This window comes from Roseovarius sp. B-10, from assembly GCF_056859295.1.
Window position 1 is genome coordinate 1 of record NZ_JBSXOE010000041.1, and the last position, 19150, is coordinate 19150.

Sequence of the window (19150 nt, forward strand, 5' to 3'; positions counted from 1 at the left end):
CAGGCCGATCCAGCCGATCCTCGGCAGGCGCTCGCCAAGCCATGCGACGCCAAGCATCGCCGCAAGCAGGGGCTGCGTGTTGGCGATGACGGTGGCGAGGCCGGGAGACACGAATTCCGCCGCATGAAACATGCCCAGAAATCCCAGACTGGTCGCACCAAGGCCGACGACACCCAGTGTCACCCATGTGCGCCAGCCGCGCGGAAATGGTCTGCGCAAGATCATGGCCAAACCCACCAAAGCTGCTCCGGCCAGAACTGCCCGCATCGTCGCAAAGGTCATATGCGGCGCGTATTGTAGCCCTGCCGTGATCAGCGGAAAGCACGCCGCCCACAGGAGCATGGCCAGAACGATCTTGGTTATGACAGTCGGCGACATCGAATTTCCTTTTTGGATCAGAAGTGGCAGGAATTTCAGAAATTTTCCGATGTGCCAACTCAGGGGCGAAACAGGAAGACGCTGCGACCGCCGGAACCTTACGCATCCTGGCCCTGGTTCCAAAAGACCGTGCTCCCTGCATCCCCGACAGAAAAACCACAAACACTCAGGTCAACCCAAGTACCCGGAAAGTGTAACGTTTCCGATGTTTCGGCGTCTTGCTCTTCAGAGGTGTATCATGAATCACGACCCGAAAGATCGGTTGTCCATAGCAGATCAGCGCGACACAGCCGCCAAGGATGCCGACATCGCTGTCCGTCGCTCGCTGGTGGAAGGTCGTCAGCATATCCTGAATTTCCTGCGTCGGCGGCTGGGTGATGCAGAAGCCGCTGAGGATGTCCTGCAAACGTTCATGCTGCGGGCCATGGACCGCTTCGAGCAACTTCGCGATGTGCGCGCCGTTCGCGGCTGGCTCGGTCAGATCCTGGCGTCGTCATTCGCGGATTACGGTCGCAACGTAGCGCGCCAGCGTCAGAGGGAGATGGTGATGGCCCCAACCGACTTGGACAGCGTCCAAGACGGGTTCGACGAAGAACTCGACGAGGCGATATGCAATTGTCTATACAAGCTGTTGCCGACGCTCAGACCGGAATATGCCGAAGTAATCTGGCGCGTCGATCTTCAGGAGCAGCCGCGCGAGGCTGTCGCCAAAGACCTCGGCATCACCTTGAACAACCTCACGGTCCGACTTCATCGGGGTCGGCAGGCGCTCAAGACAAGATTGGAACAGATGTGCCTGACCTGCCCGGTTCATGGCTTTCTCGATTGCGATTGCGACGCAGCGGAAAAGGCCCGCGCGCGGTTTCAGGCGCTTAAGGACGACGCGGGAGCCAAAACGACGGACTGAGCCCCGATGCGCTGGCCATCTCTCACGGGCGCGCCCGCAATTCACGGATCGGGGTCCGTCAGCGAGGACACGCCGATCAGTCTTGCAAGGGTTTTTACCAGCCCACGCCCATCATTCGTCGCTATCCGCCGCTCCGGCAGGCCGTCGCTCTGTAATGATTATTATCGTCCTTCGTCTGTTTCACCTGACAGCGGCAGTTGATGCCGCCTTTGGAAGACAAGCGAGATGGAGCAAGCGAGCATGTCCAATAGCGAAACCTCTACCGACGAAGGCTTCGAACAAGAAGGGAGCCGAATTGGACGCGGACGTCTCGCGCCGGCACGGGCGGGCATGTGGTTGCTCGCGAAATCGCTTGGCAGCCTCGTTCGCACCGGACGCCTCACCGTTTTCGATCCCCTTGGCGAGGCCTGGCGTTTCGGCCCCGGCGGCGACCCTTGCGTGTCCATCCGCTTGACCGACAGGGGGCTGCCTGCGCAACTGCTTGCGAACCCCAGCTTGGCGCTTGGCGAGGCTTACATGGACGGCACGCTGCGCATCGAGGCAGGCAGTTTGCGCGACCTGCTGTCGATCTGCATGACGGAGATGGATGCCGTCGACGCATTGCCCGGCAGACGGTTGAACCGCTGCCTGGATGCGTTTCGGAACCGGAGGCTGCATCACAATCCGATCAGCCGGTCCCACGCGAACGTGGCACATCACTATGACATCTCGACCGAACTCTATGACCTTTCTCTCGATGCGGACCGGCAATATTCCTGTGCTTATTTTCCGACCGGGACGGAGACCCTGGATGAGGCCCAGACGCTCAAGAAACGGCATATAACGGCAAAATTGCTGCTGCGGCCCGGGCTCGAGGTCCTCGATATCGGCTCGGGCTGGGGCGGACTGGCGATGGAACTTGCACGGCAACACGGCGCCCGCGTCACCGGCCTCAGCCTCTCGACCGAACAGATCGCCGCCGCCCGCGACCGTGCCGCGCAATCGGGCCTGTCCGGTCGGGTCTCGTTTGAGCAGCGCGATTACTGCGAAGAGAGGGGCCAGTACGACCGCGTTGTGTCGGTTGGCATGTTCGAACATGTAGGCCGCAGCGGGTTCGACGCATTTTTTCGGCACGCTCCAGTGGCTTCTGAAACCCGATGGCGTGGGCCTGTTGCACGCGATCAGCACGAAGGCGCCCAAAGGCGGCAGTGATCCGTGGATCCGGAAATACATCTTCCCCGGTGGCTATCTGCCAACTCTGTCCGAATCCATCGCTGCTGCGGAACGGTCGGGGATTTGGGTCACGGATGTCGAGATCCTGCGGTTGCACTACGCCGAAACACTGCGCCACTGGTCCGAACGCTTCGCCGTCGAGCGCGAGACGGCGCGAAGGCTCTACGACGAACGGTTCTGCCGCATGTGGGAGTTCTACCTGGCTGCCTGCGAAATGGCGTTCCGGAATGGCCGCTTGATGGTCTTCCAGATCCAGCTTGCCAAGCGCCGTGACACCGTTCCGCTGACCCGGGGCTATATCGCCGAAACCGAGGCAAGTCTGATAGCCGAGAATACATCCTCCGATACAATCGCTGGGAGAGCATCATGACAGACGAACAGCAGATCAGAGTGGCCGTGAACGGATACGGCGTGATCGGCAAACGGGTGGCGGACGCGGTTGCCCTACAAGAGGACATGGAACTGGCCGGCGTGGCGGATGTCACCGCCGATTGGCGCGCCCGGATGGCGACCTCGAAGGGCTTCGCGCTTTACGCGGCCGATCCGGATGGCGCCCCGGCCATGCGCGCGGCCGGTTTCGAAGTGACCCGAGGGCTCGACGACCTGCTCGGCTCTGCCGATATCGTTGTGGACTGCACACCGAAAAAAGTCGCCGCGCGCAATGTCGAGACCTATCGCGAAAAGGGTATCCGGTTCATCGTCCATGGCGGCGAGAAGCACGAGGTGACAGGCCATTCCTTCGTCGCCGAAGCGAACTATACAAGCGCGATTGGCCGCGACAGCACCCGGGTGGTGTCCTGCAACACGACCTCGATCGTCCGCACCCTCACAACGCTGAAAGTTGCAGGGCTCCTTGGCTCAGCGCGCGGAACGCTCCTGCGCCGCGCCACCGACCCGTGGGAAAGCCATCTGGGCGGCATCATGAACACGCTTGTCCCCGAACCCGAGATTCCCAGTCATCAGGGCCCGGATGCACAAAGCGTCGATCCCGATCTCGACGTGATCACGATGGCCGTGAAGGTGCCGCAGACGCTTGCCCATCTGCACTATTGGTCGGTAAGGATGCCGCGCATGGCCTCCAGGGACGAGGTGCTGGAAGCGTTCCGCGCCTCCTCCCGCATCGCGTTGATCAAGATGTCGGACGGGCTGGGCGCGCTCAACGCGGTCAAGGAAATGATGGCCGATTTCGGACGCCCGAACGACAGCCTCTACGAGGTGGCCCTGTGGGAAGACATGCTGAAGGTCGAGGGCGACGAGCTGTTCTATGCCTACATGGTCGACAACCAGGCCATCGTGATCCCCGAAACCATCGACGCGATCCGCGCCCTGACCGGAGCCGAGCACGACGGTTCGGCGTCGATTGCGCGCACGAACGCAGCAATTGGGGTCGGGGCATTCACGACGACCTGACGGCTCCCGGCGGTGGGTGCCAACCCCATATGGGCAAAGAACCGATCAGCCCGCCGCCATGCCGCCATCGACGGGATATTGCGCTCCGGTGATGAAGGCGGACTCGTCGGTGGCGAGGAACAGGACCAGATTGGCGATATCGAGGCTTTCGCCGTATCGACCCAGCGGGATCGTTTCGGCAAGCTGTTGCTTCACCTCGTCGCCGTGGCCGGGATTGAACCCGTCCTCCAGCGACCGCATCATCCGCGTGTTGACCGGCGAGGGATGCACGGAGTTGACGCGCACGTTGTGGCCTGCGGCCTCTATCGCGGCGGCGCGGGTCAAACCGACAACGGCATGTTTCGAGGTGATATAGGGCGCGACATTCAGGCTGCCCTTGAGGCCCGCAATCGACGACATGTTGATGACGCTGCCGGATTTCTGCCCCATCATCACCGGCAGGACATGCTGCAACCCAAGGAACGCGCCGCGCACATTGACCGCCATTACCCGGTCGAAATCCTCGATCTCCTGGTCGACCAGCGGCGCGACCTTGCCCTCGATCCCGGCATTGTTGAAGAACACGTCGATGCGGCCGAACGTCTCGACGGTCTGCGCGACGTATCTTTTGCAATCCTCGACCGAGGAGACGTCGGCTGCGATTGTCAGCAGGTCGTCCGGACTGCCCAGATCCCGCGCAGCATCCGACAGGTCGTCATCGTCGAGGTCCACAAGCGCGAGCCTAGCCCCTTCGCTCAGGAAGAGACGCGCGGTTTCCAGACCGATACCCGCCGCGCCCCCGGTGATCAGGGCGATTTCATCTTTCAGACGTTTCATGGATCGTCCTCCTTGGTTTCAGTTGTTTGCGATCATCGTCCCTGCGCGGCCCTCAAGCATGGCAAGCGCATCCTCCAGCCGACCCACGCAGGCGAAACGGTCGCGCCCCGAGACGAAGCTCGCGGCGGCTGCCACCTTCGGTGCCATCGACCCGTCCGGCAGGTCCAGGCGCACTGCGTCCTCCGGCGACACCTGCTTAATAGCCGATTGCGTTTCGGTCCCGAAATCGCGGAACACGGCCTCGACGTCCGTCAGCAACAGCAGGGCGTCGGCGTTCAGCTTGTGGGCCAGAAGTGCTGTCGCGTGATCCTTGTCGATCACCGCCTGGACCCCGATCAGCGAACCGTCGGCACGCCGGACGACCGGAATGCCGCCGCCGCCTGCGCAGATCAGGGTCACGTCCTGCTCAAGCAGGAGCTGGAGCACCCGCAAGTCCGGAATGTCCATCGGCATGGGCGAGGGAACGACCCGCCGCCAGTGCGACCCATCCGCGGCGATGCTCCACCCCCGCGCCTCAGCCAGCCGTTCAGCCTCCGCCTTGTCATAAACCGGGCCGATGAATTTGCTGGGGCTGGCGAAGGCCGGGTCCTTGGGGTCAACCTCGACCTGGGTCAGCAGTGTCGCGACCGGGCGGTCATGGCCCAGGGCGTTCTCAAGCTCCTGCTCGATCATGTAGCCGATCATGCCATCGGTTTCAGCGCCAAGAACATCCAGCGGGAACAACTCGTCGGGTTTGTAGGCGGCACCCTGCAAGGCGAGCAGGCCGATTTGTGGTCCATTGCCGTGGGTGACAACCAGTCGGTGGCCGACCTCGATGATCCGCACCAGCGCGGCGGCCGCGGTGGCGACGTTCGCGCGCTGGTTCTCTGCCGTCAAAGGTTCGCCGCGCTGCAACAGCGCATTTCCCCCAAGGGCTGCAACGACCAGCATGGGCTAGTTGCCCAGCGTCGCGACGAGCACCGCCTTGATGGTGTGCAGTCGGTTCTCGGCCTGGTCAAAGACGATGGAGGCCGGGCTTTCGAATATGTCCTCGGTCACCTCCATCGCCGTGATATCGAAATGCTCGGCAATCTCCGCCCCGGTCCCAGTGTCAGCATTGTGAAACGCCGGAAGGCAATGCATGAACTTCGTGCGTGGACTGCCGGTCTTTGCCATCACGTCGGCATTGACTTGATAGGGCAGAAGCAAACGGATGCGCTCTTCCCACTTGTCCTTGGATTCGCCCATCGACAACCACACGTCGGAGTAGATGAAATCCACCCCTTTGACGGCTGCGTCGATATCCGCGGTGATCATCATTCGCGCGCCTGTTTCGTCCGCGATCGCCTGAGCCTCGTCACGGATCGCCTTCTCGGGCCAGAGGTTTTCAGGCGCACACAAGCGCACATCCATGCCCATCTTGGCCCCGCCGATCAGCAGGCTGTCACCCATGTTGTTGCCCGCATCGCCCATGAAGCAATAGGCGATCTCGCACAGCGGCTTGTCGGAATGTTCCTGCATGGTCAGGAAATCGGCAAGGATCTGGGTCGGGTGAAACTCGTCCGTCAGCCCGTTATAGACCGGCACGCCCGCGTATTGCGCCAGCGTTTCGACAATGGGATGACCGAAACCGCGATATTCGATCGCGTCATAGACCCGGCCCAGCACGCGGGCGGTGTCCTTCACGGTTTCCTTCTTGCCCAGATGCGACCCCGAGGGGCCAAGATAGGTGACATGCGCGCCCTGATCGTGCGCCGCCACCTCAAAACCGACGCGGGTGCGGGTGCTGTCCTTCTCGAAGATGAGCGCAATTTCCTTGCCGGCCAAGCGCGGCACTTCGGTGCCTGCGTATTTCGCCGTCTTCAGATCGGCCGAGAGTTTCAGCAAGAAGCCGATTTCTTGTGGCGTGAAGTCGCGCAATGCCAGGAAATGGCGGTTTCTCAGGTTGTAGGACATGGGATTTCCTTGTCGTCGGGTGGTTCAGATTGCGTCGCGGATCGTCGGGCAGCTCATGCAGTGGCTGCCGCCCCTGCCCCGGCCCAGTTCGGCACCGGGGATGGCCAGCACCTCGATCCCGGCCTCCTTGAGGGCGGCGTTGGTGTCGTCGTTGCGGTCGTAGCCGATGACGACGCCGGGGCGCAGCGCCAGCACGTTGTTGCCGTCATTCCACTGTTCGCGCGATTGCTCGGCGGCATCGGAACCGCCGGTGGGCACTAGATGTAGTTTCTTGTGGCCGAGGATCTCGGCCGTGATCTCGAACAGGTGGCGGGCATCGCGGCGGATATCGAGCGCCGCTTTGCCCGCGCCGGGGCGCAAATCGTAGCAGGTGATGGCATCCGCTACTTCCTTGAACGTGGTCACGACATCGCCGCCGCAATGGGTGAAAACGGTGTCCAGATGCATCGCCTCGCGCGACCGCGGCATCTGGCAGGCGATCAGACGGTGCACGTCGCCACCCTCGAACAGCGCTTCGGCCAGTTGGCCCACCGCCTGTGGGGTCGATCGTTCGCCCATGCCGACCATGACGACGCCGTGCCCGATCGGCATGATGTCGCCGCCTTCCAGCGTGGCCGTCCCGAACTCGCGCGTCGGATCGCCGAACCAGACCCGCGCCTGACCCGCGAATGTCGGGTGGAACCGGTAGACGGCGGCCATCAGCAGGGTTTCGGGCCGCCGCGCCGCGAAATGCATCGGGTTCAGGCTGACGCCGCCATAGACCCAGGCCGAATTGTCGCGGGTAAAGATGAAATTCGGCAGCGGCGGCAGCACGAAACCATGCAGGCCAAGGTAGCTGCCGAACATGCCGGAAGGCGTGAAGGGCAGATCGTCCACCCTGATACCGCCGACAAGAAATCTCGCAAGATCGGCACCGGAGAGAGACTCCATCCAGGCACGTAGCTCGTCCCGCATCCCCACGCCGACGTCATTGCGGGTGATGCGGTGGTCGAGAACCCAGGCGCGTGCGTCCGACAGGTCGAGCGTTTCGCCCAGCAGCGCCATGGCGTCCAGAACCTCGACCCGTTCGGCGCGCATGATATCGGCAAAGATGGCGTGATCCTTGATCGCCTGTTTGACCCAGAACACGTCGTCGAACAGCAGATCCTCGCGGTTGTCCGGCGTCAGGCGGCGATGCGCCAGGCCGGGTCGCGATACGATCACCTGACGCAGCTTGCCGGTTTCGGAATGAACGCCCAGTTTCGGTTCAGACATCTTGGATGCCTCCTTTTGTTTCGATCAGAGAACGGCGGCCAGGCTGATCCCGGCCGAGATGAAGACGACGAGGATCAGCAACAAGGGCCAGACGAAGACGACCCAGCGGTCGAACGACACGCGCCCTATGGCCAGACCGCCGATCACAACCGCAGAGGTGGGCGTGATCAGGTTCACCAGCCCGCTGGCCGATTGATAGGCCGTAACCACAAGGTCGCGACCGACGCCTGCGAAATCCCCCAGGGGCGCGAGGATCGGCATTGACAGGACGGCAAGGCCGGACGAGGACGGCACCAGAAAGCTCATCCCGATCTCGATCCAGAGCATGAGGTTGATGAACGCAATCTCCGGCAGTCCGCCGAGGGTATCGGCCGCACTGTTCAGGATCGTATCGGCGATCAGGCCCTGTTCCATGATCACGACGATGCCACGCGCCAGACCGATCACCAGCGCGACCCCCAGCAGATCCTTGGCACCATCCACAAAGGACGACGTCAGCTTCTTTTCGCCCATCCGCGCGACCAGCCCGACGACGATGGCCATGCCGAAGAACAGTGCGCCCATCCGGGCCATCCACCATCCCTGGCTCGAAACGCCCCAGATCATCACGGCGAAGGTCACAAAAAACAGAATCAGAACCAGCTTCTGAGTGCCGCTCAGCTTCGGCTCGTCAAATTCCGCATCCGTCTCGTTCAGGAAAAACTGCCGGTCGCTGTCGCGTTGTGCGGCAACGACGGACCGGGTTGGGTCTGCCTTGACCCTCGATGCGTAGCGCATCACATACGCGATGCAGATCGCGAGGCCGCCCAACAGGATGACTAGCCGCAGCGCCATACCATCTGTGAAGGGGATGCCCGCTGCGTTCGAAGCGATCACCGTGGCGAAGGGGTTGATCGTCGATCCCAGGGTTCCGATCCCGGCACCGATCAGGATGATCGCCACGCCGGTCACGGAATCGTAGCCGGCCGCGATCACCACCGGGATCAGAAGCGCATAGAAGGCCAGCGTCTCTTCGGCCATGCCGTAGGTGGTGCCGCCCAAGGCAAAGAGCGACATCAGGATCGGGATCATCCAAATTTCCCGTCCCTTCAGGCGAACCATCGCTGTTTGAATACCCGTATTGATCGCATTCGTGGCATTCACCACGCCCAAGAAGCCGCCCAGAAGCAGGACGAAGAGCGCCACGTCGATGGCATTGGCGGCATAGCTGTCCGGATCGTAGAACCCTGCGACCGGCGCCAGCATCACATCGACGAAACCCTGCGGGTTCGGTTCGACCGTCTGATAGGTTCCCGGCACGGCGATCTCGCGGCCGACCTCCTCGCTCATTGCGCGATCGTATTGGCCCGCCGGTATGATCCAGGTCAGGGCCGCGACTATGATGATCAGCACGAACAGGATGGAATAGGCAGTGGGAAACCGGGCCGCCCTGCCCTGCCCGTTCGGCGTCTTGGTCGATGATGTGTCGGACATCTGTGTTACTCCCTCTTTCAATGAGATTTCTGTGGATGTCTCTCTTCCTTGTGATCGTGAACGACCATTATGTTGACAGACGCTGTCAGGCATCAAACCTTACAGTTTTTTCTGGACGGCTCTGATTGGGAAACAAGCGACGGGCGCATTCCTCATCTCCGCTTACTCGAGGAGCCCGTATGCCTTGCCGGCCGTTTACGAAGTCTGCTGCTCCGCATGGTTCTAGGAACTTGCTGCTGTTCCGACGGACCTAGATGTGTGAGGTCTCCGCTGTGGTCGTGCGCTCACTGAAGTCACCGCGATTAAGCTGAGTTTGCGCTCGTCGGTATTCTGATGGGTTGGCCAGCGGAGCAGGAGAGGGCTTCCGTCATGAACCGAATGCTTTTCAACGTCGAGTGTGTGCCTTAGGTTTAGGCTTTGGGCCGTCCCAAAAATTCTGATCGGAGTGAATTCCATGTGCTTATCCGCCCAGGTCAGCTTTGCCGCCAGTGTTTTCCTTGTTGGCGGTGGCACCGCGATTTCAATCGAGGCATGGCGGCGTAACAAACGCTATCTGCCGCTTGCCTTGATGCCGCTTTTCGCCGGCCTTCAGCAATTCATGGAGGGGTTTGTCTGGGTCGGCATGAATGGAAATGATCCGCTGACGGTCTTGTGGGGGGCAATGGGGTTTATCTTTTTCACTTGGTTTATGTGGCCGATTTGGGTGCCGTTCTCGGTCTACGTGCTCGAGCCGCGTGAGAGTTCCCGCAAGAGGCTGTTCCTCATCTTGGCTGTGATCGGGCTGGGATTCGGGTTGTTGCTCTATATCCCGCACGGGCTCAACAGCAGCATGGTCGTGGTTGAGATCAACAATCAATCGCTGGCCTATGAAAAATCCATGTGGCTTGATTTCATGATGCCGCGCTGGTTGACCAACACGATCTATGTCGCCCTCATCATTCTTCCGCCTACGCTGTCGCGCTACAAACACGTGCGCCATTTCGCCCTGACGCTTGCGGCGGTCGTAGTGATTGACATTGCTTTCCTGCAATTTGCCTACATATCATTCTTCTGTCTGTTGGCGGGACTCGCAACGCTGCATCTGGTTTACATCATCCTTACCAACAAATGCGCCCGGGAATGCCCTGAACTGTTCGCCTGATCCCGTCGCATACTTACATCGGTGCAGTTTGACAGACGTGTGGGATCACTTCGTCGCGAGGTAGAGCAGTAGCAATCATCGGGATCGTCCAGGCAGCAGGCGCCACAGTAGTGTTGGATCGCCTCGCGCAGAGCAGCGCGCGCCCGGTGCAGCCGTACGCCAAGGGCGTTGCGGTTCAACCCCATATCGGCGGCCACGATTCCCCGGTCCTCTTCACAGAAATCAATGCGCCGGATCAACATGGCGTCAACGGAACGAAGCTCGGTGAGCAGCCTGCTAGGGCATGTGCACGGCCGCGCCATCTGTGTCGGCGCATCGGCGACCCATTCTTCGGGTTCGCGCGTCACGGCGCCGGCCAGTCGAGTTCGCCGGATCCTCTTGCGGTAGTGGTCGTTCAGCGCGGACCGCAGGACTGCATATAGCCAAGCATCCATCCGCTCAACGTTGCGCAACTGATCCTTCCGCGCCAGCACCCGTAAGCAGAACTCTTGCAACACATCCTCGGCATCGGCCCGGTTGCCCAGCCGTTTCGCGAGGAAGCCAAGAAAAGCTCGTCGGCCCTCGATCAGTGCGGTCTCGGTCAATGTTTCATAGTTCTGTGCTTCTACGTTGTTGCTCATTCGAATTCCTCCTAATCGAGTTCCCTCCGGATCACGCGACGGTATTTTGCCTCTGGTTGCCTGGGCTTCCGGAGCGTCTGAACGAGTACAAAACCAAAGCCAGTCCGGCCAGAATCATCGGCGCGGACAGCAGCTGACCCATCGTTAGCCCCCAGTCACCGAAATGAAGTGCATGTCCGATCGGATTTTCGGCGGTCGCGAACTGCATGTCCGGCTGCCGGAACAGCTCCACGAAGCTCCGGCCGAGGCCGTAGCCAGTCAGGAACACGCCTGTCAGGGCGCCCGGCATCCTCAGCCAGCCGCGGCGCCAGGCGAGGTGGAGCAGGAGCGTCCCCAGCAGAAGCCCTTCCAGAAGCGCCTCGTACAGCTGCGAGGGATGGCGGGCGCAGAGCCCAGTGATGCCTTCACAGGCCTGCGCCGCCTCGCCCGGAAAGATCACCGCCCATGGAACATCAGTTGGCCGCCCCCAAAGCTCGTTGTTGGTGAAATTCGCCAGCCGCCCCAGAAACAGCCCCGGTGGAGTTGCCAGCGCAAGCAAGTCGGCGGTGCTGAGCAGGGATGTGTTCTGCCGAAGAGAGAACACCAGCGTTGCAACAGCGACACCCGAAAAACCGCCGTGGAACGACATGCCGCCCTGCCATACCTTGAGGATTTCCAGAGGGTTGGCCAGGTAGTAGTCGGGCTGATAAAATAGCACGAAGCCCAAGCGTCCGCCAACGATCACGCCCAGGATGATCCATGTCAGAAGGTTCTCAATCTGCTGGCGATCAAGTGGCGGCCCGGCCTGGGGCCAGAGTGCCGGGCGACGGACAGCCCCTAAGCAGATGCGCCATCCGATGAGGATGCCGACGATATAGGCAAGCGCATACCAACGCAGCGCGAATGTGAAACTCCCGATCTCGATCGAGAACAGGTCGGTTCCGATATCCGGAAATGGTATCGCTTCGGTCAACATGGGCGGGGTCCCCGTTTCTTGCGTTGGAACTGAAAGTTGAAATGTCCATGGTGCTCGTTGAATGGCGGCGGCGTCTGCCGATGAACTGCGTCGCGATCAGTCATGGCGCAATCCACGTCTCTGCCAATCTCTGACGCCGATGACCACAAGCGGGGTCAAGGTTAGTGCGCCCAGTCCGATTGCAGCCCAAACAGCACGGGAGGTGTCTCCGCTGACGACTTTGTTGCCGAAATGCGCGAGCACAAAACTAGCGGGAATGATCCCGGCCAGGGTGGCCAGTCCGAAACGCCAGAAATGCAGTCGGCTTAGCCCTGCGGCATAGCTAACGATGTCAAATGATACGAATGGCAACAGGCGACTAATAAATACCGTGAACGTCAGCGCGTCTTGAGAGCCGAGCCAGCCGGTATCCACCTTGTCGCCGAACCACCGCCGTAGCGCGTCTCGACCCAAGAACCGGGCGAGCCCGAAGGCTGCAAGAGCGCCGAGTTCGGCGCCGAGGACGATGTAGACCGTTCCGAGTGTGTGGCCGTATGCCGCGCCCGCGGCCAACGCAATGGGCGCGCTTGGGATTGGCGTGGCTATGATCGCGGCCGTCATCAGCCCAATGATGACAACTGGTCCCCAGATGCCAGCAGCCGCGACCCATCCAGATATTCTGTCGCCATTTAGGCGGGTGAGGGCCTCTGACAGGGGGCCAAAGACAAGGGCGAGCAGGACAGCCGCGAAGCCGACTGCAACGGTCGCCTTGACGGCAGGTGTGATGGCCAGGTCGCGGTTCATCTGCGCGTCATGTCAGGTGAGGGACGAACAGGTACGCCGCTGTCAGAAGCTCGAACACGACACAGAACGGGAAATACAATCGCGGTACCCACGCGCCGTGGAGGCCATTGTGGTGCAAGAAGGCCTACATCGCATGCGCCGCGAGCCCTGCTGGCAAGGCGAGCGGATGCCAGAACAACCCTAAAAACGGGCAGCAAAACCAGAAACACCCCGGCCGCAAAGCCGAATGGGCCAACTATCTCGTTGGCTTGTCGATCTTGAATGTGCTCGCCCGACATTTGCGAATTGCCTCGATCCTGGTTGCTCGGGTTCCTCTTGAAAACTAAATATGCCGATTCCACTAACTGGAAGGTCAAGAGTATCTCGAGGAAAATCAGACTGCGTCCAGAGCCGCCCGAAGAAAGTCGCGGACTTGGCCTGCGACCGCATCCAGGTCAGCGTTTTCTACCGCTTGCATCGACGCCACTGGGTCAATGGCACTGATTTCGGTGTCTGCGTCTAATTGGCGCAGGATGACGTTACAGGGCAGCATCGCGCCGATGCGCGGCTCGATCTCGATGGCCTTGCGGGCCATGCCCGGATTGCAGGCGCCTAGGATGCGAAAGGGCGGCATCTCCGCGCCCAGCTTCTTTTTCATCGTCGCTTTCAGGTCAATCTCGGTCAGTACACTGAAGCCTTTTTCAGCCAGTGCGTCACGAACAAGCAATTCGGCGGCGTCTATGGCGACATCTTTCAAAACGCGATCATAGGTATAAGCCATTTCGATCTTCCCCCTTTTGGATTCGTGGTGGTCATTGTCTGGACGTGCCAAATCCAAATGCGGTCTGGCGTTGGCGTCCGGATGTTTCGCGGGTCAGTCGTTTTGGAAATCGGCGCCAGCCAGAGCCGGCGCCGGACCGCTCAATTGTCGTTCATCATGGTTCTGTCGCCCATGCCCTGGCCATTGCCGGGCTGAACCGGAGGCTGTGCCATGTTCGACCGCATCATCTGGATCCGTTCCATCATCTCGGCGGGTGCCGTCATCTCTTCCGCCGTCACCGAACCATCTCCGTCCGCATCGAGGTGCTGGAAGCGATCCACCATCATCTCGCGGATCATCGCGCTGTGAAGGGTTTCGAACTCGGCAATCGAGAGGGAGCCGTCGCCGTCGTTGTCGTATTCGGCGAGCTTGGCCTGCAGCCGCGAACGCATCTCTTCGGGCGTGACCGTGCCATCGCCGTCTGCGTCGAACATCTGCATCATGCCCCCGCCCATCGGACCCATGCCACCCATCGGACCCATGGCGCCCCTGATGCTGCCGCCCATCATGTTACCGTGCATGCGCTGCATCATGTCCATCATTCCATCCATGCCCCCCATCATTCCCATCATGCCGGGGCCACTGCCCTGCATCATGCCGGGTCCGGGCTTGGCGCCGGGTTGCCCGCCGTGTCCGTGATTGGAATCCGCGAAAGCGGCACCGCCAAGGACGGTCGCAGTCAGGGTCATTGCAGCGAAGAAAGTATTGCGTTTCATTCAGGTCACCTCGTGTCAGTGTTGCGATAGGCAACATATGGCAGGTGATTGTCGCGACGGAATGCCGGGCACATCGGTGTTTTGTATCGGCGGGTCACAACCGCGGTGCCTGTTACATTTCGTGACAAATCTCTTCGGGAAAGCACCCCGCATTCGTCTAAAGGAAGGGTTATGAGCGAACCGCCGCACATTCTTGTTGTCGATGACCACCGCGAAATCCGCGATGCCGTGACCCGTTATCTCGAGAAGAACGGGATGCGTGCGACCTCGGCGCGCGATGCGGTCGAAATGGATGCGAAGCTCGCGAACGGCCAATTCGACCTGATCGTTCTCGACGTCATGATGCCGGGAGAAGACGGTCTGTCCGTGTGCCGGCGGCTGTCCGCTACCGGAACCGTTCCGATTCTGATGTTGACTGCGCTCGGAGAGGAAACTGATCGGATCGTTGGCCTCGAAATTGGTGCGGATGACTATCTGGCGAAACCCTTCAACCCGCGCGAACTGGTCGCACGGATCAAAGCCATTCTGCGCCGTTCGACGAAAGCCGAGCCCTACGCAGGTAAACTTTCGGGCAGACGCATCGCGTTTGCCCATTGGATCCTGGACACGGACAGTCGGGTACTGTCGAACGAGGACGGTGCGCAAATCGATCTGACCAGCGCGGAATTCAAGCTTCTGACCGTCCTGCTGGAGCGTCCTCGTTTTGTCCTGAGCCGCGATCAGCTGCTCGATCTGACGGCAGGTCGGGCAGCGTCAGTCTTTGACCGAACCATAGACAACCAGATAAGCCGGCTGCGCCGAAAGATCGAGCTTGATGCTTCGCGCCCCCGCATCGTCACGACCGTGCGCGGCGGCGGTTATTGCCTGGCTGCCGATGTCCGCGAGTTGAGCTGATGCCGCGCGCCATCGACAGTCTTCGGGGACAGCTGGTCCTGCTGATCATCGCGGCGCTTGCGGTAGCCCAGACGATCAGCCTGTGGCTGTTCGTGGACGAGCGCGGTCTCGCCGTGCGCGCGGCTCTGGGCTTCGAGGCGGCAGGTCGGGCCGCGAACGTCGCGCTGTTGTTAGAAGAGGCGCCGCAGTCCTTGCAGCAGGCGATCCTGAGAGCGGCAAATTCCCCTTTGGTGCGTTTCGATCTTTCGGACATTCCCGCCGTAGACCATGAGAGCCATACCGACGGCGGCGCAGTGGAGGCGCGCGTTCGCGGATTACTGGGTGGTGCGAAAGACCGAGAAATCCGCGTGGAATTGCATGAGGTCGAGCACGGCATTCCGCCGATGCCACATCTCGCGCCGGAGATGGCCGAAATGCATCTCGCTATGATGCGGGGCGAGCTGTCCGCGATCGAAATGCAGCTGTCGATCGCCGTCGCGAACGGACAGTGGCTGAATGTCGGAACACGGTTCGAACGGCCGCCATTGCAATGGCCTTGGGCGTCATTCGTCGGTTTCGGCATCACGGCGGCAATCATACTGGTCACGGCTTTCTGGTTTCTGCTGACCCGCCTGACGGGTCCGCTTCTGCGCGTTTCGCGCGCAGCCGACAGGCTCGGGCGAGGCGAAACCGTGGATCCGTTGCCGCTGATCGGCCCCAGCGAGGTGCGCGGCCTCACGCGGGCATTCAATCGGATGCAGGCGAGGCTGACACGTTTCGTCGCAGACCGAACGCGGCTTCTTGCGGCATTGGGTCATGACCTACGCTCTCCGCTGACCGCCATGCGGGTACGGGCCGAGATGGTCGAGGAGGACGAAACACGCGAAAGCTTGGTCGCCTCGGTCGAGGAAATGCAGGAGATGGTCGATGCCACGCTCGCCTTCGCGCGGGGCATGGCCAGCGCCGAAGCCTACGAGACGGTGGAACTGAGCGCCTACCTGAAGCAGCTGCGGACCGACATGATAGACGGCTTCACCCTGGATGCAATCGACAGCTTGTGGGTACGGCTGCGCCCGCAATCGGTACGTCGCGCCCTGCGCAATATCATCGATAACGCGCAGCGCTACGGCGGAGGGGCCGAGGTCACCATCCGGCATGACGCCGAACATGTCCAGATACACGTTGCCGACAACGGTCCCGGGATCCCTGAAGCTGAACTCGAGCAGGTGTTCGAGCCGTTTTTCCGGCTCGAAAAATCCCGCTCGCGCGAAACCGGCGGTACCGGCCTTGGCCTGTCGATCGCACGAACAATTATCAGAGCCCACGGCGGCGAAGTAACTTTGTCGAACCGCATCGAAGGCGGTCTGCTTGTGACCGTCACGCTGCCGCTCGAAACAGAAACAGAACAGGAAGAAAGGAACATGTCATGAAAATAGGTATCTCCGTTGCCACCCCGTCAGCCCTGGTCTTGTCCGCCGGGTCCGCGTTTGCTGCTCCGTCGGATGGTTGGGGCGAGGGTTTCGGTCACATGATGTGGGGAGGTGGGTTCGGCATGGCTGGCGGTTTGATGATGCTGGTATTTTGGGGGGCGATCATCGCATTGATCGTCTTTGCCGTCCGCGGCTTTGCCGCCGGATCGGGTTTAGCCAGCAAATCGGACGCGGCCGAGATTCTGCGCGAACGCTATGCCAAAGGGGAAATCGACGACGAGGAGTACGAGCGTCGCAAGGCGAAGCTCGGGTTGTGACGTCGAGGCTGGTGTTCCGATCCCCACCGAATTGTGAGCATCAACTATTGACCTTCCCGGTTGGGAAGGCTGCACCCGCTCAAGGTGACTGCCTCTCAAGGTGACTGCCTAATGACTAGGAAACCCCGATGATACCCGAAATCGGACAATTTGCCCTCGCCCTCGCGCTCGGCACCGCATTGGTTCAGAGCGTGCTCCCCATGCTCGGTGCTGCCCGCGGGAATGCTCTGTGGATGCGTAGCGCGCGGAGTTCATCGATCACGCAACTAGTTTTCATAGGCATCGCCTTCGCGGCGTTGATGCACGCCTTCGTGGTCAGTGATTTCACTGTGGCGAACGTTGTCGAGAACTCGCATTCGCTCAAACCGATGCTCTACAAGATCGCGGGCACCTGGGGCAGCCATGAGGGTTCCCTTCTGCTCTGGGTGCTGATCCTGGCGGCCTTCGGCGCAGGTGTCGCGCTCTTCGGGTCCAACATACCGGATGCACTGAAAGCCCGAACTTTGTCAGTTCAGGCCTGGATCAGCACCGGCTTCCTGTCGTTTCTGTTGCTGACATCCAACCCGTTCGAGCGGGTGTTTCCGCCGCCTTTCGACGGTAACGATCTCAACCCGCTCTTGCAGGATGTCGGCCTCGCGATGCATCCGCCGCTGCTCTATTTTGGATATGTCGGCTTTTCGATCGTGTTCTCCTTTGCCGTGGCCGCGCTGATCGAGGGGCGGATCGACGCCGCATGGGCGCGGTGGGTCCGGCCATGGACACTGGCGGCGTGGATGAGCCTGACGGCCGGGATCGCGCTCGGGTCGTGGTGGGCTTACTATGAACTGGGCTGGGGCGGCTGGTGGTTCTGGGATCCCGTCGAGAACGTAAGTTTCATGCCCTGGCTTCTCGGCACGGCGCTTCTGCATTCGGCGATCGTCATCGAGAAGCGCGATGCCTTCAAGAGCTGGACGATACTTTTGGCGATCCTCACCTTTTCGCTCTCCCTTCTGGGCACCTTCATCGTGCGGTCGGGTCTTCTGACATCCGTTCATGCCTTCGCCGTCGACCCGGAACGGGGCCTCTACATCCTCGGGCTGCTCGGGGTCTCGATTGGAGGCTCGCTCACGCTATATGCTTGGCGCGCACCGGCGATGGATGGCGGAGGCCTGTTTACGCCCGTTAGCCGCGAGGCCGGATTGCTCATCAATAATCTGCTTCTGGCAACGGCAACCGGAACCGTGTTGTTCGGAACGCTCTATCCGCTGTTCATGGAGGCACTCTCTGGCGACAAGGTCTCGGTCGGATCGCCGTTTTTCAACGCGACCTTCATCCCGATGATGCTTCCGTTGGTTGTGATGATGGGCATCGGGCCGTTCCTGTCGTGGAAGCGCGCCGATCTGAAGGGCGTGTTTCAACGCCTTCGTTTCGTCGCGGTGCTCGCAGGACTGGCCGGACTTGCAACTTGGTACGTCGCGCGAGGCGGACCCGTCCTCGCTTACCTATCAGTCGCGATCGCCGTGTGGCTGCTCATTGCCTCGTTGCGCGAATGGTTCGTTCGGATCAGGCTTCTCGACGTGCCTCTGCTCGAAGCGATGCGACGTGCGAGAAATCTGCCCCGAGCCGCCCATGGGATGACGCTGGCTCACGCGGGACTGGCGATTGCGATGCTGGGCTTTATCGGCTCCAGCGCCTGGAAATCGGAGGAGATCGTATTCGTGCAACCGGGCTCCGTCATCAAGATCGCGGGTTTTGATGCGCGCTTCGATGGTGTCGAACGCGTGCGCGGACCCAACTACATTGCCGATCGGGGGGCGCTGACGATCAGCCGGGAGGGTGAATTCGTAACAACGCTTTACCCCGAACGGCGCTCGTACCCTGTTGCGCAAAGCACGACAACCGAGTCGGCAATAAGGTCCACGCTTGCGGGCGATCTCTATGCGTCCTTGGCCGAACCGTCTTCCGAGACAGCCGCCGACCAAGGCGCATGGACGCTTCGCATCCTCTACGAGCCACTCGTGAATCTCATCTGGATCGGCGCTGCGATGCTGTTTCTCGGGGGCGGCCTGTCCCTCTCCGACAGGCGCCTGCGCGTCGGTGCCCCGCGTCGGGCGTCGCGGAGCGAACCCGTTGCAACACCGGCGGAGTAAGA

Annotated in this window: 20 protein-coding genes; 9 read left to right on the forward strand and 11 right to left on the reverse strand. The window is 61.0% G+C overall.

Translation table 11 applies throughout. From position 1 onward, the window contains the following. Nucleotides 1–378, reverse strand: a 378-nt coding sequence (locus AC13D8_RS17510) for a DMT family transporter (protein ID WP_482969899.1), incomplete at its 3' end; no start/stop codon positions are given. Between the two features lie 238 nt (nucleotides 379–616). Between AC13D8_RS17510 and AC13D8_RS17515 the strand changes: the two genes are divergently transcribed. From AC13D8_RS17515 to AC13D8_RS17530, 4 genes are all read left to right on the forward strand, one after another. Then, on the forward strand, nucleotides 617–1285 hold the full coding sequence (locus tag AC13D8_RS17515) for an RNA polymerase sigma factor (RefSeq protein WP_482969900.1): 669 nt from the start codon (nucleotides 617–619) through the stop codon (nucleotides 1283–1285). 240 nt (nucleotides 1286–1525) lie between these two features. Next, nucleotides 1526–2476 carry a class I SAM-dependent methyltransferase gene (locus AC13D8_RS17520; protein ID WP_482969901.1) on the forward strand — a complete coding sequence of 317 codons (951 nt, stop codon included), beginning with the start codon at nucleotides 1526–1528 and terminating at the stop codon, nucleotides 2474–2476. After that, nucleotides 2436–2867 carry a class I SAM-dependent methyltransferase gene (locus tag AC13D8_RS17525; protein ID WP_482969902.1) on the forward strand — a complete coding sequence of 144 codons (432 nt, stop codon included), beginning with the start codon at nucleotides 2436–2438 and terminating at the stop codon, nucleotides 2865–2867. The genes AC13D8_RS17520 and AC13D8_RS17525 overlap by 41 nt, the downstream gene beginning before the upstream one ends. Then, the gene (locus AC13D8_RS17530; RefSeq protein ID WP_482969903.1) at nucleotides 2864–3907 is read left to right on the forward strand and encodes a type II glyceraldehyde-3-phosphate dehydrogenase; all 1044 of its coding nucleotides are present in this window, start codon (nucleotides 2864–2866) and stop codon (nucleotides 3905–3907) included. Before AC13D8_RS17525 ends, AC13D8_RS17530 begins: the two co-directional genes overlap by 4 nt. A 45-nt stretch (nucleotides 3908–3952) precedes the next feature. On the opposite strand, the gene AC13D8_RS17535 is transcribed toward AC13D8_RS17530, so the two are convergent. Genes AC13D8_RS17535 through AC13D8_RS17555 form a run of 5 tightly spaced genes read right to left on the reverse strand, consistent with a single transcriptional unit; the run spans nucleotide 3953 to nucleotide 9385 of the window. Continuing rightward, nucleotides 3953–4723: an SDR family NAD(P)-dependent oxidoreductase gene (locus tag AC13D8_RS17535; protein ID WP_446238531.1), complete on the reverse strand. Its 771-nt coding sequence runs from the start codon at nucleotides 4721–4723 to the stop codon at nucleotides 3953–3955. Between the two features lie 18 nt (nucleotides 4724–4741). Next, nucleotides 4742–5653, reverse strand: coding sequence for a carbamate kinase (gene arcC, locus AC13D8_RS17540; protein ID WP_482969904.1), 912 nt, complete (start codon nucleotides 5651–5653; stop codon nucleotides 4742–4744). Between the two features lie 3 nt (nucleotides 5654–5656). After that, nucleotides 5657–6658 carry an ornithine carbamoyltransferase gene (gene argF / locus AC13D8_RS17545; protein WP_482969905.1) on the reverse strand — a complete coding sequence of 334 codons (1002 nt, stop codon included), beginning with the start codon at nucleotides 6656–6658 and terminating at the stop codon, nucleotides 5657–5659. Nucleotides 6659–6682: 24 nt separating this feature from the next. Continuing rightward, nucleotides 6683–7912 (reverse strand): arginine deiminase, encoded by a 1230-nt coding sequence (locus AC13D8_RS17550; RefSeq protein ID WP_482969906.1) that lies wholly within the window; start codon nucleotides 7910–7912, stop codon nucleotides 6683–6685. Nucleotides 7913–7936: 24 nt separating this feature from the next. Next, the gene (locus AC13D8_RS17555; protein ID WP_482969907.1) at nucleotides 7937–9385 is read right to left on the reverse strand and encodes a YfcC family protein; all 1449 of its coding nucleotides are present in this window, start codon (nucleotides 9383–9385) and stop codon (nucleotides 7937–7939) included. A gap of 454 nt (nucleotides 9386–9839) precedes the next feature. Here AC13D8_RS17555 and AC13D8_RS17560 point away from each other — a divergent pair, with 454 nt between their 5' ends. Then, the gene (locus tag AC13D8_RS17560) at nucleotides 9840–10526 is read left to right on the forward strand and encodes a DUF6629 family protein (protein WP_482969908.1); all 687 of its coding nucleotides are present in this window, start codon (nucleotides 9840–9842) and stop codon (nucleotides 10524–10526) included. Here the strand turns inward: AC13D8_RS17560 and AC13D8_RS17565 are convergent. The 5 genes from AC13D8_RS17565 to AC13D8_RS17585 all read right to left on the reverse strand — a co-directional run bounded on the left by AC13D8_RS17565 (nucleotide 10472) and on the right by AC13D8_RS17585 (nucleotide 14399). Further along, complete coding sequence (locus AC13D8_RS17565; protein ID WP_482969909.1) at nucleotides 10472–11146, reverse strand: RNA polymerase sigma factor; 675 nt, start codon at nucleotides 11144–11146, stop codon at nucleotides 10472–10474. The two genes, AC13D8_RS17560 and AC13D8_RS17565, sit on opposite strands and share 55 nt — an antisense overlap. Before the next feature lie 31 nt (nucleotides 11147–11177). Next, on the reverse strand, nucleotides 11178–12101 hold the full coding sequence (gene lgt, locus AC13D8_RS17570) for a prolipoprotein diacylglyceryl transferase (protein WP_482969910.1): 924 nt from the start codon (nucleotides 12099–12101) through the stop codon (nucleotides 11178–11180). 96 nt (nucleotides 12102–12197) lie between these two features. After that, nucleotides 12198–12884 carry a TVP38/TMEM64 family protein gene (locus AC13D8_RS17575; protein WP_482969911.1) on the reverse strand — a complete coding sequence of 229 codons (687 nt, stop codon included), beginning with the start codon at nucleotides 12882–12884 and terminating at the stop codon, nucleotides 12198–12200. Between the two features lie 373 nt (nucleotides 12885–13257). Further along, nucleotides 13258–13644 (reverse strand): DUF302 domain-containing protein, encoded by a 387-nt coding sequence (locus AC13D8_RS17580; RefSeq protein ID WP_482969912.1) that lies wholly within the window; start codon nucleotides 13642–13644, stop codon nucleotides 13258–13260. A 140-nt stretch (nucleotides 13645–13784) separates the two neighbouring features. Then, nucleotides 13785–14399 (reverse strand): EF-hand domain-containing protein, encoded by a 615-nt coding sequence (locus AC13D8_RS17585; protein ID WP_482969913.1) that lies wholly within the window; start codon nucleotides 14397–14399, stop codon nucleotides 13785–13787. A gap of 171 nt (nucleotides 14400–14570) precedes the next feature. On the opposite strand from AC13D8_RS17585, the gene AC13D8_RS17590 reads away from it, so the two are divergent. The 4 genes from AC13D8_RS17590 to AC13D8_RS17605 all read left to right on the forward strand — a co-directional run bounded on the left by AC13D8_RS17590 (nucleotide 14571) and on the right by AC13D8_RS17605 (nucleotide 19148). Then, nucleotides 14571–15293, forward strand: a complete 723-nt coding sequence (locus AC13D8_RS17590) for a response regulator (RefSeq protein ID WP_482969914.1) — start codon at nucleotides 14571–14573, stop codon at nucleotides 15291–15293. Next, complete coding sequence (locus AC13D8_RS17595; protein WP_482969915.1) at nucleotides 15293–16702, forward strand: ATP-binding protein; 1410 nt, start codon at nucleotides 15293–15295, stop codon at nucleotides 16700–16702. Before AC13D8_RS17590 ends, AC13D8_RS17595 begins: the two co-directional genes overlap by 1 nt. Further along, nucleotides 16699–17019: an SHOCT domain-containing protein gene (locus AC13D8_RS17600; protein ID WP_482969916.1), complete on the forward strand. Its 321-nt coding sequence runs from the start codon at nucleotides 16699–16701 to the stop codon at nucleotides 17017–17019. Before AC13D8_RS17595 ends, AC13D8_RS17600 begins: the two co-directional genes overlap by 4 nt. A gap of 128 nt (nucleotides 17020–17147) precedes the next feature. Further along, on the forward strand, nucleotides 17148–19148 hold the full coding sequence (locus AC13D8_RS17605; protein WP_482969917.1) for a heme lyase CcmF/NrfE family subunit: 2001 nt from the start codon (nucleotides 17148–17150) through the stop codon (nucleotides 19146–19148). Nucleotides 19149–19150: the final 2 nt, after the last annotated feature.